The following is a 20,188-nucleotide window of genomic DNA, read 5'->3' as shown; positions in this document are numbered from 1 at the left end:
CTTAGCGTTTTAAGGTAACGTAGCCTACATATTTCTCACCACCTTCCAGCACTACAACATAGAAGTAGGTTCCATCCGGTAATTTGCTGCCTAAGCGTAATCCCTGGTTACATTGACCACTCCATGTATTCGCATAGTTTTCATCTTTGAATACCAGGTTACCCCAACGGTTGTACACTTCCAGATGAATGGCTTTGCCGTTGGTATTGCGTACAACGAAGTTGTCGTTCACACCGTCATTGTTTGGCGAGAAGCCGTTTGGTATGTACACCGATGGTTTAGTTAATGTTACCGGTGTTGTGCTGTTGCCTGCTGCCTGCGGATCGCGTCCGTTCACACTCACATCGGTTACTGCGGCGTTATTTCTGCCGGTGGCAGTAGCCGTAGCCGTGTTGTTGAACGTGCCATCACCACTGGAAGCCACATTGATCAACAGGTTGATACTATCTGTTTTGCCTGGTAACAGTGTACCGCTACCGCTTAACAGGTTAATATTACCAGAGCCGTTGAACAGGCTGTTAGCCACCAGTGAGCCAGAAGCATTGATGGTTTTCATCAGTATGGTGGCTCCGCTACCGAATACTGCTGTTAAGTTATCAGTTACCTGAATGTTTCGCAGCGTATCAGTACCTGTATTCGTGATCATAAACACATAACTGATGTTGTACGATCCGTCTACAGTTCTGGTAACAGAAGTCATCGCTTTGGCAAGGGCTATACCGGACGGCTGCAGCACTGTTATTGTTACGGTAACCGCATTCGACACATTACCACTGTTATCTTCCACCGTATAAGTGAAGGAGTCTGTGCCGGTAAATCCGCTGTTTGGCGTGTAGGTTACCACACCCGTAGCAGCATTTACGCTTACACTTCCGTTGGCAGGCAGTGAAACCACGTTCACACTTCCCTTATTAACTGTGCCATCACTATCGGTATCGTTGGCAGTAACATCTATGATCACCGCAGAGCCAGTGGTGGTGGTGGCATTATCTGCTACCGCTACCGGTTTGGCATTTGGTGCACCTACCGTAATGATTACTGTGGCAGCGTTGCTCACATTGCCGTTGTTATCGGCCACTGTGTACTTAAAGCTATCCACACCATTGTAAGCAGCTACCGGTGTATAGGTTACCACACCTGTGGTAGTATTGATACTTACTACACCATGCAGCGGCTGAGCAACAATGGTAACGCTCGCTTTATTGATCGTACCGTCGGCATCCGTATCATTCGCCGTTACATTGATGGCAACTGCTGTTACAGTGGTGGTAGTTACCGTATCTGCTTTCGCTACCGGCGCCGTATTAGCCACACCTACCGTAATGTTCGCTGTTGCAATATTAGATACTACACCCAGGTTATCTTTTACGGTGTATTTGAAGCTATCTACACCCGTGTATCCGGCTGCCGGTGTATAAGTAACCACACCTGTTGCGCTGTTTACAGAGAGAATACCATGTACAGGTTGCGTAATAATCGTTACGGTTGCTTTATTCAACGTTCCATCGCTATCTGTATCATTGGCAGTTACATCTATATTCACCGCAGTATTGGCAGTAGTAGTAGCCACATCGTTCACCGCTACAGGAGCCGCATTCGGCACTGTAATGGTTATGATCACCGTAGCCACATTAGAAATATTTCCTTTGTCATCCTTCACAGTGTATTTCAGACTATCCAGGCCACTGTATCCGAATATTGGAGTGTAAGTGATAACACCCGTTGTACTGTTTACAGCTGTTACACCATGCACCGCCTGAGTAGTGATGGTTACGGTGGTTTTATTCACAGTACCATCCAGGTCGGTATCATTGGCTGTTACATCTATAGTAACTGCTGTGTTAAAGATAGTAGTCGCACTGTCTCTGTTAGCCACCGGTGGTATTACTGCGTTACCCACAGTGATATATACAGTAGCCACGTTGCTCAGGTTCAGGCTATTATCCTTCACGGTATACTTAAAGCTGTCTACACCTGTGTAACCCGTTGCTGGTGTATAAGTAACCACACCATTAGCACCCACTGTTACCGTACCGTTGGCAGCGCCACTGCTGATGGACACTGTAGATGGCAGTATCGAACCATCCGCATCCGTATCATTAGCGGTTACATTGATGGTTACCGGTATATTGACTACACCAATTGCCTGATCGTTTACAGCCACCGGCGGCACCTGGCCTACTCTTACGATAATCGATGTTGGCGTGCTTACGCTACCCGTATTATCCTGTATAGTATACTTCATGCTATCTATACCCACAAATCCGGTTTGTGGCGTATAGGTTACAATACCCGTGGTGTTATTTACCGTTACCGAGCCATGTATTGGCTGTTGGGTAAGCGTTACCGTGTTGTACAACAGGTTACCGTCTGTATCGTAATCATTCGCCGTTACATTAATAGCAACTGCTGTATTAGCCGCAGTAGAAGCGCTGTCTATTACTGTTACAGGTGCCACATTTAATGGTATCACTATAATGCTTACTGTAGCTTCATTACTTACAGAGCTGCTGTTATCCTTCACGGTATAAGTGAAGTTATCTGTTCCCGAATAATTAAAGCCAGGTGTATATGTAATAATTCCGGTTGCAGAATCTATTGTTATAGTACCATTTACCGGTAAACGGGTAACAACAATGCTGGTTACATCTAAAGTACCATCTGCATCTGTATCGTTATCAGTAACTGTTATAGTACCTGGTTTATTGAATTGAATAATTGCCACATCATTATTAGCCACAGGCGGGACGTTCACAGCTGATACAGTCATATAAACTGTAGCCACATTAGAAACAGTACCCAGATTATCTTTTACAGTGTAAGTAAACGCATCTGTACCTGCGTAATCTGCTGCTGGCGCAAAAGTAACTACACCCGTAGTTGCATTAACTGTTACAATACCATGCGTTGGCTGAGATACAATTGTTACCGTTTTCGGATCTACCGTACCATCCTTATCCGTATCATTCGCCGTAATATTCACAGCTCTTGACGTATTCCTGCTCGTTGCCAGGTTGTCATTTACTGCTACAGGCGGTATGTTAGTTGCACTTACGTACACCACCACTGTTGCTACGTTGGAAGGCGATCCACTATTATCTCTTACTATATACTTCAGACTATCTACTCCAACAAAACTATTAGCCGGCGTATAGATCACATTTCCGGTAGCAGCGTCAGTTACAGCCGTACCATGTAATGGCGGTACAGTTACAGCTACGGTTAATTTATTGATGGTACCATCCGAATCGGTATCGTTAGCCGTTACATTCACAGCCCTTGCTACGTTTACTGTAGTATATGCGGTATCAGCTACAGCTACAGGAGGTCTGTTCACCTGGATAAATGCCAGGGCTGCATTACTTTCTATACCATTATTATCTGTTATAGTGTAAGCGAAGTAATCAAGACCCGCAAATCCGGCAACAGGTGTGTAAGTGACCCTACCAAGTGAATCGACAGATATTGAACCATGTGCAGGTACAGTTTTTATAGCCACACTGGATTTCACCAGTGTAGTGCCTGCTGAAGGGATATCATTAGCTATAATATCCATTATAACCGGCTGCCCTTGTGCAGTATAAAAACCATCTGTCACAGCCAATGGCCCACCTTCGCTCTGCACTACAGTAATATAAACACCGGTTTCATTACTTAATAACCCTTGCTTATCCCGGAAAGTATACGTAAATGTATCTAATCCTAGATATCCAGGAGCAGGAGTATAAACAATGCTGCCTGCTATTACATCTGTACTAATAGTTCCATGTGCAGGGCGTTTCACGATAGTAAGAGAAGTAGTGTCAAAGGCGCCACCTGCAATTATATCGTTATTGGTCACATCTATCACCACCACCGTACTGATATTAGTAGTTAGAGAATCCGCCACACCTATAGGAGCAACATTGGTAGCATTTACCACTATCGTTACCGGTGCAGCATTGGATATTGCACCAGCAGAATCCTTAATAGTGTAGGTAAACAGGTCGATACCACTAAATCCATTATTTGGCGTATAGGTTACCACACCCGTGGCGGCATTCACGCTCACTGTACCATGTGCAGGCTGTGAATTAATAGCTACCGTTTCTTTCACCAGCGGTATGCCGTCGTATTGTGCATCATTAAAGGTTACATCAATAGCAACCGCACGGCCCGGGTTGGTGCTTACGCTATCTGCCACAGCAATAGGATAGCCATTTATTTTAATGGAAACCATACCTGGCAGAGAAACAATACCCAGGCTATTAGTTACGGTATAAGTAAAGGTATCCACACCTGCAAAACCAGTGGCCGGCGTATAGGTTACCTTACCGGTAGTGCCGTCTATAGTGATGGTACCATGTGCAGGTTGCTGCACAATAGTTACAGAGGATGGCACCAACGCATTGCCTCCATCCGTGTCGTTGCTTAACACATCTATCGTTGCAGGTACATTGGTATAAGTAACCACCCCGCCATCGTTATTCGCAATTGGTCTTTCGTCTACCGTTACGGTTACCGTTACAGGATCAGAAGAAACACCTCTGCTATCCTGGATAGTGTACGTAAAGGTATCATTGCCTACATACCCATCTACAGGCGTGTACCTGATAGTACCGGTAGCTGTATCTACGTATACGGTTCCATGAGCAGGCTGTGTAACAACTGTTAATGAGCCATTATTGAAGCTGCCCCCCGGTACCATGTCGTTAGCCAATACAGGTATTACTACCGAAGAATCTACTATTACAACAGCAGTATCAGGCATTACTATTGGTTTACCATTCACAGTTATAATTACCACACCTGGCAGTGATACCGCACCTCTGCTATCGGTGATAGTATAGCGGAAGCTATCCAAACCACTGAAGGCTGTTGCAGGTGTATAAGTTACCAGGCCTGTAGTAGCATCTACGCTCACGGTACCATTTTGTGGTGGTGTGGTGATAGTGATGGTACTTACATCCACCTGGCCGTTCACATCCACATCGTTACCGGTTACATCAATGGTAATTGGTGCACCTGCTACGGTGGTAGCACTGTCGCCTGTTGCAACAGGTCTGTTGTAAATGGTCAGGTCTACTGATGCTGCCGGCGAAACAGTGCCCAGGCTATCCCTTACCGTATAAGTGAAGTTATCCATACCGGTAAAGCCTGCCTGCGGCGTATAGGTTATCACTCCTGTTACAGGATCTACTGTTACGGTGCCATGTTGTGGCGGTGTAACAATAGTAACCGTGCCTTTATTAATACCCGCCGGTGACGAATCGTTAGCGGTTACATCTATTATTATTGGAGCATCCTGTACAATTACAGCATTGTCATTACCTGCTACAGGCACAGGGTTAATACCCACATTCACTGTTGCAGCAGCTGCGCTTGTAATGCCCTTACTATCCCTTACGGTGTAAGTGAAGGAATCTACTCCTATATATCCCGGATCAGGCGTATAAGTTACCACACCCGTTACCGGATCTACCGTTACAGCACCATGAGCAGGCGGAGTAACAATAGTTACAGAAGATTTATCTACACTGCCATCCGGATCGCTATCATTGGCAGTTACATCTACTGCTACCGGCGTATTCTGCGTAGTAGTAGCATTATCATTGGCCGCTACCGGTTTTGCATCAACTGTAATTACCAGTAATGCCTCATTACTTAAGCCACCGTTGTTATCACGCTCGTTGTAGCTTAAGGTATCCATACCGTAGTAGCCTGGATTTGGCGTGTAGGTAATAATACCGTTAGCGCTTACGGTAACTGTGCCATGAGCAGGCTGTCTTACTATCTGTACACTAGTGCGATCGATAGTACCATCCAGGTCGGTATCATTACCGGAAACGTCTGCACTCACAGGGGTATCCTGTTGAGTAGTAGCCGCATAATCGCTGGCTATTGGCAGGCTGTTTACCGTAATGTTAACAGTACCCGGATTAGACGCTATGCCTTCGCTATCTGAAATGGTGTAAGTAAATGAATCTACACCATAGTAACCCGTAGCTGGTATATATGTTACCACGCCTGTTACCGGATCTACGGTTACGCTGCCATGTGCAGGTGGCGTAACAATGGTTACCGTGGTTTTATCCAGCGGATGACCATCCGGATCAGTATCGTTAGCCGTAACATCTATTTGCGCGGTGTCTTTCTGGTTCACCAGTACTACATCGCGGCCTGCTACAGGAAGGCCTGCCACTATAATTGTCACACCTCCATTAGCAGGTGAACTTGCTACACCCAGGTTATCCTTCACGGTGTAGTTAAAGTTATCTGCACCTATATAACCCGGGTTAGGTGTATAGGTGATTACACCTGTTACAGGATCTACCGTTACGGTGCCATGTTGTGGTGCCTGGATGATAGTAACCGTTGTTTTATCAATAGTTCCATCCGGATCTATATCGTTAGCGGTTACATCCACAGCAACCGGTGCATCTTGTTTGCCGTTAGCCGTGTCGCCATTGGCAATTGGTTTTGCATTTACATTGATAATAATGTACGCATTGTTGGATATAGCTCCTACACTATCTACAATTCGATAGATGGCCGTGTCTGCTCCATAGAATGTGGAATCCGGCGTATAAATAGCGCCGTTCTGACCTGGCAATACTATTACAGAACCATGCTTAAATTCACCTACCAGTACGAACATTGAATTATTCAGTGCTCCATTGGCAGGGATATCGTTCAGGAACACATCCGGGAAGTTAATAGCGGTCCCCTGTGTACCGTTTGTAATATCATTTACAGCCACTGGCGGATTGTATACCCTTAAGGTAACCGTAGCAGGATTACTTACCGTGCTATCGGAAGATTTCACGGTGTAAGCAAAGCTGTCTACCCCTATAAAACCTGTTGCAGGCACATAGGTTACCGCACCGGTGGTTGGGTTAACTGTAACAGTACCGTGGGCTGGCGGCGTAGTAATAGTTACTGTACCAGGTACCAGCGTTCCTGACGGAGCTGTGTCGTTGCCTAATACATTCACTACCACAGTAGAATCCCTGGTTACACCTGCCATATCATTCACCACACCCGGTAATGGATTCACTATTACCTGCACACTGGCAGGCTGTGAAGTACCGCCATCGCTATCCTGAACAGTGTAACTGAAGTTATCACTACCCGAGAAACCAGGATTTGCCGTGTAGGTAATAGCTCCTGTAGTTGGGTTCACGCTCAACGTTCCGTTTAACGGAGCCTGTACTATAGTTACTGTAGATGGAATGAGGGTACCGTCAATATCACTGTCATTATCCAGTACAGGAATTACCACACTGCGTCCGGAAGAGGTGATAGCATTATCATCCCTGACAACCGGAACTGCATTTACATCCAGTACCACTTTACCAGGTTGTGAAACAGACCCTCTGCTGTCTTCAATAGTATATGTGAAGCTATCCAGGCCGTAGTAACCACTTTGCGGCACATAAGTAACCACACCGTTCGCATCCACTGTTATAGTGCCATGCAGCGGCTGTGTAACTATTGCCACAGTAGATTGGTCTATAGTTCCCGCAGTGCTTACATCATTAGCTGCCACATTCAAGGTGGTAGCTGCACCTGCATTTATGGTAATATTATCGGCAGTGGCCACTGGCGCAGCCAATACGGTTATTACCGCGTAAGCTACGTTAGACACTGCACCATCATTATCCTTAATGGTATAGGACAGGCTGTCTAAGCCGCTGTATCCGGATGCAGGCACGTAGGTAATTACACCTCCGGCGTTTACAGTAGCCGTTCCATGTAACGGACCTGCCGTAATAGTTACAGTAGTATTATCCACTGTACCATCTGAGTCGGTATCGTTGGCTGATACCTGGATATCTACTGCCCTGTTCGGATTAGTAGTAGCCGTATCACGTACCGCCACAGGTACCGCGTTTATTTTCACAGATACAGTAGCCGGGCTGGATACCAGGCCAAATGTATCCTTCACAGTATAAGAGAAATTATCCGTTCCGGTAAAGCCGGTATTTGGAGTATAGGTGATAGCACCTGTAGTTGGGTTCACACTTACCGTACCATTGGTTGGCGTAGTGGTAACCACCACAGTTGTTGGATCTATATCATTTGCTGCATCTGTATCGTTATCCAGCACATCGATAATAACCGGTGTGTTCAGGCTGGTAACCGCCGTATCATTTACCGCCACAGGCTGGCCGCTCACTCCAAAGTATACTTTGGCAATATTAGACACAGCACCCAGGTTGTCTTGAACAGTATAAGTTAAACTATCCACACCCAGGTAACCCGCAGCAGGTGTATATGTGATTACACCTGTATTAGACACACTGGTAGTACCATGAGCCGGTTGAGTAACAATAGCTACAGAAGCTGTATTTAAAGTACCATCCACATCAGCATCATTGGTAAGTACATTTATCTGTGCAGGTGTATTCTGCACTACAGCAATACTATCATTTACAGCCACCGGACGTGCGTTCACATTCACAATAACCGTTACAGGTAAAGAGAAGGCACCGCTGTTGTCTTTAATAGTATAACTAAAGCTGTCCACACCATAGAAACCTGTTGCCGGCACGTAAGTTACCGCTCCGGTAGTTGGGTTTACAGAGGTGGTTCCATTAGCTACAGGCTGTACAATAGTTACAGATGTAGGATCGATAGTACCATCTGCATCGGTGTCGTTAGCCACCACAGGAATGCTGACAAAGCCGCCCGATACTACATTGGCTGTATCTGCTATCGCCACTGGCAGTGCATTTACACGCACAGAAACCGTAGCTGCCGGAGACACCACACCGTTGTTATCCTGAACGGTGTAAGCAAAGTTGTCGTTACCGGTAAAGCCAGGATTTGGCGTATAGGCAATAGCTCCTGTAGTAGTATTCACGCTTACTGTACCATTAGCTGGTGCAGTGGTTACCGTTACGGTAGCAGGCTGTATAGTGCCATCTGCATCGGTATCGTTAGCCAGCACATCTACTGTTACCGGCTGGTTGGCATTGGTAGCAGCATTATCATTGGCTGTTACCGCACCTGCCAGCACTTTCACTTTTACGGTAGCAGTATTAGATACAGCACCATCGTTGTCTTGCACAGTGTAAGTGAACTGATCGGTTCCGGTAAAGCCGGTATTAGGCGTATATACATAGCTACCCGCAGTAGAACCGGCGGCAAGCGTACCGTTAGCAGGCTGTGTTACAATAAGCACACTTCCTGGCACAATGGTACCATCTGCATCGGTATCGTTAGCCACCACATTGATGGTAACAGGGGTGTTTCTGTTGGTATTTGCGCTGTCGTTGGCAGCTACTGGCGCAGCATCTATTTTAATGCGCACATTGGCTATGTTAGACGTTGCACCGTCATTATCCTGCACGGTGTATTTCAGACTATCCAGGCCCGTATAACCTGATGTTGGCGTGTAAATAACCCTGCCGTTCACACTTACCGTAGCGGTGCCATGTAACGGTTGCGTAGTAATAGTTACACTACCAACCACTAACGTACCATCTGCATCTGAATCGTTGGTGAGTACAGAAATAGCCACATTAGCGCCATTGATAGACACTGCCGTATCATTCACTGCTACCGGCGGACGGTTCACACGAATGGTTACCAGCGCGGTATCACTCACAGCACCATTATTGTCTTTAATAGTGTAAGTAAACTGATCCGGACCGGTATAGTTAGCTGCCGGAGTATATGTAAACGTACCATTGTTATTATTGGTTAAGGTACCATGTGTTACGTTGCTGATGACCAACAGGCTGGTGAGATCCAGGGTTCCGTCAGGATCTGAATCATTAGCAGCCACATTAATAGTAGCAGCGGTATTCACATTGGTTACTGCACTATCCGCTACGGCCACAGGAGGTTTGTTTACAGTAACATTCACTATAGCGGTATTAGATACCAGGCCGTTATTGTCTTTTACGGTATAGCTGAACTGGTCAGAACCCGCAAAGTTATTATTCGGCGTATAGGTTACGGTACCGTTGTTATTTACCACCACATTACCATTACCCGCAGCAGAAACGATGACAATACTGGTTGGATCGATAGTACCATCCGCATCAGTATCGTTCTGGATAAGGTTGATGATGGCACTGCTGTTTAAGGTAACTACCGCATTATCAGGATTAGCCACCGGTTTTGCATTTACGGTTACTATTACCTGGGCAGTATTGGAAGTCTGATTATTATTATCAGATACTCTGTAATAGAATGTGTCTCTGCCATAATAACCTGTATTTGGCGTGTAGGTAACTGCACCGGTGGTATTGTTCAGTGTTAATGTACCATAATTTGGTTGCGTAACCACACTTACTGTAGATGGCACAAGAGTGCCACTGGCATCTGTATCGTTGGCCAGAATATTGATAACCACTGCATTATCCTGGTTGGTAGCAGCAGCATCGTTTACAGCCACAGGTGCTGAATTTACATTGATGTAAACAGTAGCCACATTGGATGTAACACCCAGGTTGTCTTTCACGGTATATTTCAGGCTATCCAGGCCAAAATAAGTGCCGGTAGACGTATAGGTGATTACACCAGTTGTACTGTTAAGGCTATAAGTGCCATGTGCAGGTGAAGCCACAACAGAAACGCTGGTTTTATCCACCGCCACATCTGCATCGTAGTCGTTTGCCGTAACATCTATAGCAACAGGTGCATTTCTGCCAATAGATACGGTATCGTTTGTAGCAACCGGCGCCGCATTCACCAGCACGATAACCGTTGCCGGGTTAGACGTTCCACCCAGGTTATCATTTACTGTATAAGCGAAGTTGTCGATGCCCGTATAACCTGTAGCAGGAGTATACACCACCGTTCCAGGCGTTGCACCCGCTACGGCAGTGCCATGTGCAGGTGCCGTAGTAATAATAATGCTTGAACCATTAATAGTGCCATCCGGATCGGTATCGTTGGCAATAACATTAATGGTTTTGGCGGTATTGATATTAGTAGTATCCCTGTCGTTATTAGCAGTTGGCAGGGCATTTACTTTAATAATAGCTAGACCCACATTAGACACCCCACCGTTATTATCCTTCACAGTATACCGGAGGGTATCTCTGCCATAGAATCCTGCATTAGGTGAATAAGTAGCATTACCAGACGCATCCACCGAGGCATTTCCATGCGCAGGTTGCTGTGTTATAATGGTAGTAGAAGGTATCACGGTACCATCCGCATCTGTATCGTTATTGGTGAGACTAAAGGTAACCGGTGACTGTGCATTTGTTTGTGCACTGTCGTTCACCGCTACCGGTGGCGCGTTTACGCGTATGGTAACAGTAGCATTGTTACTTACCACACCCTGGTTATCCGTAACATGATAGGTGAAGGTGTAAGTTCCGCTCACATTTGCAGGCGGAGTATAGGTTACAGTGCCGTCCGCACTAGGCACAGCACTGCCTCCACTGGTACTTACAATGGTAACCGTACTCTCGTCCAATGAGTTTTCCGGATCTGTATCATTATTCAGCACAGGGATAGTAACAGGAATATTGATATTCGTAACCGTGTCATCGTTATTAGCCACAGGTATGCCATATACCGTAATTCTCACCACCGCAGTATTGGAAGTTGCTCCCGAATTATCATTGATGGTATAGGTAAACTCATCGTTACCAAAATAATTGGTAGTGGGTGTATAAGTAACCTGTCCGTTTGAAGTATTCACACTTAACGAACCATGTGCTTCCGGTGTAATAACAGTAACGGTGGCCAGGTTTAATGTGCCATCCGGATCGGAATCATTGCCTGGCACATTAATTACCACAGGGGTATTCTGCACAGTAGTAGCAGAATCATCTAACGCAGTTGGGGCACTGTTGCTGTTAATAGTTACAGTAGCCACGTTAGAAACCACCCCGTTGGCATCTGTTATGGTATAACTGAAATTGTCGCCACCAGATGCTGCACTGGTATAATCAATAGTAGTACCGTTGACTACAATGGTGCTTCCATTAGTAGAACCGGAAACTATCGTAATTACCACTCCTGCAGAGAATGGAGCACTACCTGCTATATCATTAGCCAGGATATTGATATTTTCAGTTATACCGGTAGTGGCCGCTGACTGATCGTTTACAGCCGTTGGTGCTTTCAGTACCAGTATAGACATGGTATCCGTACTTGGCGTACATGGAGCAGCGGTAGCAATAGACCAGCGGAACACATAAGTACCCGGTATCAGGTTGCTTACACCTGTATTGTACTGACCTGCACTGGCAAAAGTAGCCGTGTTAGGACCAGATACCTGGCTCCATGTACCGGTACCACTGGTTGGATTATTACCAGCCAGTGTAGTGCTGGTACATGCAAAACGCTGTACCGGACCTGCATTGGCCGTAGTTGGTGTTGGAGAAACGGTAATCAGCACGGTATCACTGAATATAGGCGTGGTACAGTTGCCGGATGTAACCGCTCTTCTATAGTAAACACTGGTGGTTTGGGTGGTAGGCACTGTAAAGTTAATGCCGGTGCCACCTGAGGCCACATTGGTATACGTAGTGTTGTTGGCAGAGCTTTGCCACTGGTAAGTATAGGTGCCGCTACCACCGGTTGGCGTGCTGCCATTGATAGTTGTGCCGCTTGACACATTACCGCAGAACGCTGATGGTGTTGGCGCGGTGATTTTATTGTTATCCAGGCTTGCCTGAACTGTATAAGTGATGGTATTGCTGGCGGATGGGGTAGCACACGCACCTGATGACACCACCCTGCGGATAACATAGGTACCCGGAGTAAGTACATCATTATAGGTATAATTCTGACTATTGGCTGCGCCCATAGCCGTATTATAGGTGGTACCACCATCCAGAGAATACTGCCATTCATAAATATAATTAGTGCCATCGCCACCGGTTGGCAGAGAACCGGTATTGCTGTTACCTGTTACATTTCCACAGTAATTGGTAATGCCATTTGTGGGAGCAATGGTGTTATTGCCAATAGCAGGCTGTATGGTAACCGTTACCACGTTGCTGATAGAAGCAGAAGTACAGGTGCTGGTAGCCACTAATCTGCGATAGTAAGTAGTTGCTGTTGCAGCCGGCGGATCGTAGCTGGCAGAAGTAGCCCCACTGATATTGGTGAACGTGCTGTTGTTGACCGAGCTTTGCCATTGGTACACATAGATACCTCCCCCACCGGTTGGCGTAGCGCCGGTGATAATACTGGCATCGCCGGTAGCACAGAATGTAGAGGTAGCTGGTGCGGTAATGGTGTTATTAGCCACTGTTGCCACTACGGTAAACTGCACTGCATTGCTGATGCTGGCTACCGTACAGCTACCAGAGGTTACCTGACGACGGAAATAGTAGTTTCCGGCAGTAGTAAATGCTGCCGGTGTATAGTTAATGGCGGTTGCGCCGCTGATGTTACTATAAGTAGTACCATCCGTTGACAGTTGCCATTGGTAAGTATAAGTGCCGCTGCCACCGGTTGGCGTGCTGCCGGTGATAGCACCCGGCGTGCCACTGCCACAGAAGGTGGTGGTAGCTGGCGCGGTAGCGGTATTATTAGCTATAGCAGCCTGTACGGTAAACGTAACCACATTGCTGGTAATAGCCGTGGTACAGCTACCAGAGGTTACCTGCCTTCTGAAATAAGTAGTTTGACTGATTACCGGAGGATCGTAGCTGGCACTGGTAGCACCGCTGATATCAGCAAAGGTGGTGCCATCGGTGGAGCTTTGCCACTGATAAGTGTACGTGCCACTGCCACCGGTTGGCGTGCTGCCTGCAATAGCAGCAGGATCGCCACTGGCACAGAAAGTAGTGGTAGCAGGAGCCGTAATAGTATTACCTGCCAGGGTAGCCTGTACGGTAATAGTTACTACGTTGCTAATGCTGGCTACTGTACAGCTGCCGGAAGTAACCAGGCGCTGATAGTAAGTAGTTACGGTGGCGCTTGGCGGATCGTAACTAGCCGAAGTAGCGCCGGTTATATTACTGAAGGTGGTGCCATCAGTAGAACTTTGCCACTGATAAGTATACGTACCACTGCCACCGGTTGGGGTAGCACCGGTAATTACCGCTGCATCACCACTGCCACAGAAGGTGGTGGTGGCAGGCGCGGTAACCGTATTACCCGCAATAGCCGGTTGTATAGTAATAGTAATAGCATTGCTGTTAGAAGGAGTTACACAGCTTGCTGAAGTAACCTGTCTTCTGTAATAAGCAGTTTGCGTAAGTGAAGGCGGATCGTAACTGATAGCAGTAGCGCCACTGATATTCGTGAACGTTACGTTATCCGTAGACCGTTGCCACTGATAACTGTAATTGGTGCCATCACCACCTGTTGGCGTAGCACCGGTGATAACAGCCGCATCCCCGTTGGCACAGAAAGTGGTAGTAGCAGGCGCAGTAACCGTATTGCCTGCAATAGCAGACTGTACGGTCATTATCACCACATTACTAAATACCGCACCCGTACAGCTGCCGGAAGTTACCGCTCTTCTATAATAAGTTGTCTGGCTTATTGCCGGAGGATCATAGCTGGCAGAAGTAGCACCACTGATAACAGTGTAAGTGCTGCCATCTGTAGAGCTTTGCCACTGATAGGTATAGTTGGTACCATCGCCACCGGTTGGGGTGCTGCCGTTAATAACGGCAGGATCGCCACTGGCGCAGAAGGTAGTGGTAGCAGGTGCAGTAAGCACGTTATTTCCTACTGTAGCCTGGATAGCAATAGTTACCACATTGCTGAAAGAAGCGGAGGTACAGCTGCCGGAGGTTACCAGCCTTCTGTAATAAGTAGTGACACTGGCAGCCGGTGGATCATAACTGGCCGAGGTTGCGCCGCTGATATTAGAGAATGTGGTACCATCAGCAGAGCTTTGCCATTGGTAGGTATAAGTAGTTCCATCACCACCTGTTGGGGTGGCTCCTGTAATTACAGCCGCATCGCCACTACCGCAGAAGGTAGTAGTAGCAGGTGCGGTAACAGTATTACCGGCAATGGCAGCCTGTATAGTAATAGTGATGACATTGCTGGTGGAAGGAACGGTACAACTGCCGGAAGTTACAGCTCTTCTGTAATAAGTTGTTACAGAAACTGATGGAGGATCATAACTGATTGAAGTAGCACCGCTGATATCGGTAAAGTTAGTTCCATCAGTAGAGCTTTGCCACTGATAGGTATAGGTGCCATTGCCACCAGTTGGTGCGCTGCCAGTAATAACCGCTGCATCGCCACTGCCACAGAAGGTGGTAGTAGCAGGCGCAGTAGCTGTGTTATTACCCAGCGCTGACTGGATGGTAATGATCACTGCAGCACTGCTATTGGCAGTGGTACAGCTACCGGAGGTTACCAGGCGACGGAAATAAGTAGTAGCAGATACAGATGGCGGATCGTAGCTGGCCGAAGTAGCTCCACTGATGTTGGTATAAGTGGCACCATCGGTAGAACTTTGCCATTGATAAGTAAAGGTTCCGCTACCACCGGTTGGTGTGCTGCCGGTAATTACCGCTGCATCGCCGCTGCCACAGAAGGTGGTGGTAGCAGGCGCCGTTAAGGTATTATTGGCTATCGCGCTTTGTATAGTAATAGTTACTACGTTGCTGCCGGAAGCAACAGTACAGCTACCAGAGGTTACCTGGCGGCGATAATAAGTAGTAACTGACACTGTTGGCGGATCGTAGCTGGAAGATGTAGCGCCACTGATATCGGTAAAGCTTACGTTATCCGTAGAACTTTGCCACTGATAACTAAAGGTACCACTGCCACCGGTTGGGGTGCTGCCGGCAATTACCGCAGCATCGCCACTGCCACAGAAGGTAGTGGTAGCAGGTGCAGTAACAGTATTGCCTGCTATAGCAGCCTGTATAGTGATGAGCACTTCGTTACTGATAGAAGCAGACGTACAGGTACCGGAGGTTACCAGGCGGCGGTAATAAGTAGTAGCTGTAGCAACCGGCGGATCGTAACTAATGGCTGTAGCACCACTGATGTTAGTATATGTGGAACCATCAGCAGAACTTTGCCACTGATAGGTATAGGTGCCGCTACCACCGGTTGGGGTGCTGCCAGTGATTACAGCCGCATCGCCACTGCCACAGAAAGTAGTGGTAGCAGGTGCAGTTGCCGTATTATTAGCTAAAGAAGCCTGTATAGTAATAGTAACCACATTGCTGGTAGAAGCAGTGGTACAACTACCGGAGGTTACCAGGCGACGATAGTAATAAGTTCCCGCAGTGGTAAGCGTAGCAGGCGTATAATCTTTACCGTTACCACCGGTAGTAATATTATTATAAGTGGTGCCATCGGTAGAAAGCTGCCACTGGTAAGAATAGGTGCCGCTGCCACCGGTTGGGGTGGCGCCGGTAATAGCACCTGGCGTGCCGCTACCGCAGAAGGTAGTGGTGGCTGGCGCTGTAACAGTATTGCCGGATACAGCAGTTTCTATGGTAATAGTCACCACATTGCTGGTAGAAGCCGCTGTACAGCTACCGGAAGTTACCAGGCGTCTGTAATAAGTAGTTACAGAAGCTACTGGCGGATCGTAACTAATAGTTGTAGCACCACTGATATTAGTAAAGGTGTTGTTATCAGTAGAGCTTTGCCATTGATAAGTATACGTGCCACTGCCACCGGTTGGTGTACTGCCGGTAATTACAGCAGCATCGCCACTGCCACAGAAAGTGGTAGTAGCTGGTGCAGTTACTGTATTGGCCGCGATAGCAGACTGAACAGTAAACACTACAGACGCAGATACATCAGCAGTTGTACAACTTCCTGATGTAACCAAACGACGGTAATAATAAGTTCCGGCATTGGTGAAGGCGCCTGGTGTATAATCTTTAGAGGTACCACCGGTAGTAATATTGGTATAATTGGTACCATCGGTTGAACCCTGCCATTGGTAAGTGAATGCTCCGTTACCACCTGCAGGTGTGCTGCCGGTAATAGAACCTGGAGTACCGCTGCCACAGAAGGTAGTGGTAGCAGGTGCTGTTAAGGTGTTACCGGTGATGGCACTTTCAATAGTGATAGTTACCACATTACTGGCAGAAGCAGTAGTACAGCTACCGGAAGTTACCAGTCTTCTGTAATAAGTAGTTACAGAAGACACCGGTGGATCGTAAGTAGCCGCAGTAGCACCACTGATGTTGGAAAAGGTGCTATTATCGGTAGAACTTTGCCACTGATAAGTATAGGTTCCACTACCACCCGTTGGCGCACTACCTGAAATAACAGCCGCATCGCCGCTGCCACAGAAGGTAGACGTGGAAGGTGTGTTAATGGTATTGCTTCCTATGGCTGACTGTATAGTAATAACGATAGCGTTACTATTGTTGGCGGTGGTACAGCTTCCAGATGCAACCTGTCTTCTGTAATAAGTAGTTACAGAAGCAACAGGCGGATCGTAGCTGACAGATGTAGCACCGCTGATATTGGTATAAGTAACGTTATCGGTAGAGCTTTGCCATTGATACGTGTAGGTACCGCTGCCCCCGGTTGGAGTGCTGCCAGTAACCACAGCCGCATCGCCACTACCACAGAAAGTAGTGGTAGCCGGCGCAGTAACACTATTATTGGCTACCGCCGTTTGCACTGTAATAGTAATTACATTACTGTTAGATGGCGTAGTACAGCTACCAGATGTAACCTGTCTTCTGTAGTAAGTAGTGGTACTGATAGCCGGCGGATCGTAACTGATGGCAGTAGCGCCGCTGATGTTGGAGAATGTAGTACCATCAGAAGAGGTTTGCCATTGATACGTATACGTGCCACTGCCACCGGTAGGTGTAGCACCTACTATATTGGCAGGGTCGCCGCTACTACAGAAGGTAGTGGTAGCAGGTGCGGTAACTGTGTTATTAGCTAATGCAGCCTGTATGGCAATAGTAATGACATTGCTGATATTGGCGGTAGCACAGCTTCCGGATGTAACCTGCCTGCGGAAATAGGTAGTTGCGCTGAGTACACCTGGATCGTAGCTGGCCGAAGTAGCGCCGCTGACATTGGTAAAGGTGGTGTTATCAGTTGAACTTTGCCATTGATAAGTATACACGCCACTGCCACCGGAAGGTGTGCTTCCATTGATGACATCCGGATCGCCACTGCCGCACAAGATGCTGGCAGCAGGAGCAGTAATGGAGTTGCCACTGATAGCGCTTTGTATATAAATGCCCACTATATTACTGTAAGCGCCGCCGGTACAACTTCCGGAAATAACGTTACGCCTGTAATACATGGTTGCCGTAGCGGAGGGCGGATCGTATGTAGCCGATGTTGCCCCGCTTATATTCGTAAAGTTGACGCTATCAGTTGAACTTTGCCACTGATAGGTAAACGTACCACTTCCCCCCGTAGGTGTGGTAGCTGTAATCACAGCTGCATCACCACTGCTACAAAAAGCGCTGACAGCAGGTGCAGTAACGGTATTATTACCTATAGTACCCTGTACGGTGATAGTAACCACATTGCTATTAGACGCAGTGGTACAGGAACCGGACGTTACCTGTCGCCGGTAATAATAGGTACCCGCCGTTGATAAGGTAGGTGGCGTATAACTAATAGCAGTAGCTCCACTTATATTACTATAAGTGGTACCATCGGTAGAGCTTTGCCATTGATACGTGTAAGTGCCACTACCCCCTGAGGGTGTAGCCCCTGTTATAGACCCCGGCGACCCGCTACCACAAAACGTGGTGGTACCGGGCGCTGTTATGGTGTTATTAGACACCGTGGGCTGTATGACTATAGCCACGTAGGCCGATGTGGAGGAACACGACCCCGACGTGACGACTCGCTGGTAATAGAATGTTTGCCCGGCAGAAGGCGGATCGTAACTAGCAGAAGCGGCCCCGCTGATGTTGGTAAACGTGTTACCATCTGTGGAGCTTTGCCATTGATACGTATAGGTGCCTGAGCCTCCTGTTGGAGTAGCTCCTGTTATAACAGCTGCATCACCACTACCGCAGAAGGTAGTGGTAGCGGGTGCAGTAAGTGTGTTACCGCTGATAGCGGGTTGTACCGTTACTGTTATATTCGCTGAATTAGATGCCGCAGCACCATAGTTGTCTTTTACAGTGTACGAAGCGGTGGCTGTTCCTGTAAAGCCACTGGTAGGTGTAAAGGTTACAATACCTGTGGTAGTGTTAACAGTGAAAGTACCGCCACTTACTGATTTGGTAGTTTGTACACCCGTGGAAGAAGGATCCAAGTCAATGCTGGCATTGTTAAATTCACCACCGGAGTTGGTAATAATATCATTATTGGTAACATCAATACCTACTGAAGTATTCTGGCAGGTAGTTGCTGCATCTGCCACGGCTGTAGGCGCCAGTAGCACCGTATAATCAGGAACATCTACAGTCAGGTTTCTTATTTCATGATAATTGGTATTACCACCTGTAGAAGAACCAAGTCCAAATCCAAATTTAGCAGGTGGGGTGGTTGTATAAGCGTAACTATTAATTACAGTAGTGGTTGTAGAGCCTTTCTGAATTTTGACAGTTACAACAAATCCCCCGCCTGTGCGAGGGGTTAAAGAGATAATAGCTTTGCGGTAACCGGAAGCACTGGAAGTGGTGTCGGTACGCGAACCGCCTGTTAAACCGGTAAGCTGTGCACTGGTTAAATAGGGATAGTTGGTACTTACCAATGTTTTACCGTTACCCGCGCCCCTTAGTGTTACGGAATTGGATTTTTGCCCGATCCCACCCTGCCGGCCTTCTGTAGCATTACTAAAATTACCAAACTCATCTATTCCTATACCTATATAGCCTTTGCTTAAGCCTGGTAACGTATCGGATTTATCATCCGTGATACGCTGCGCATAACCTAGTGAGCCACCAAAACCACCTACGTTGAAACTGCTGATGGCAGTAGCGTCGAACAGGAAGAAGGTGATACCGTCTGCTCCGTTACCACCATAGGTATAATATTCAAACGATATATTAATACCATACCCTGAGGGAAAGGTAGTGGTACTGTAGATAAAAGATTTCTGGTTCTGGCTGGCCGATGTAAACCGCAAATACCCTTTACCATTGGCATCTATACTGGGAGCGGTCAGAAACGCCGAGGGCGTTCCGCCAAACACAATACCTGGTGCACTGGAGGTTTTAAACGTTTCCGTGTAGGGGAACTGTGCCCGTGTAATAAGGGCAGCAACACTGAAAAGGACGGTAAGAAGGGTACGCATGTAAAAATTTTTCATAAAAACTAGCATAATCGGCCTGGCCCCTGTTACCTGCAAAGCATACCT

Annotated in this window: 1 protein-coding gene; it reads right to left on the bottom strand. The window is 47.2% G+C overall.

The window, feature by feature from the left end:
- Nucleotide 1: 1 nt before the first annotated feature.
- A complete protein-coding gene (locus FLA_RS09270) occupies nt 2-20,125 on the bottom strand; it encodes an Ig-like domain-containing protein (protein ID WP_144264206.1) in 20,124 nt (6,707 codons plus the stop codon).
- Nucleotides 20,126-20,188: the final 63 nt, after the last annotated feature.

The organism is Filimonas lacunae (assembly GCF_002355595.1).
Taxonomy (GTDB): Bacteria; Bacteroidota; Bacteroidia; order Chitinophagales; family Chitinophagaceae; genus Filimonas; species Filimonas lacunae.
This window is presented reverse-complemented; position numbering and strand designations above follow the sequence as displayed.

Coding starts and splice junctions, on each gene's coding strand:
- FLA_RS09270 (WP_144264206.1), bottom strand. CDS start 20,125: ATGCGTACCCTTCTTACCGTCCTTTTCAGTGTTGCTGCCCTTATTACA.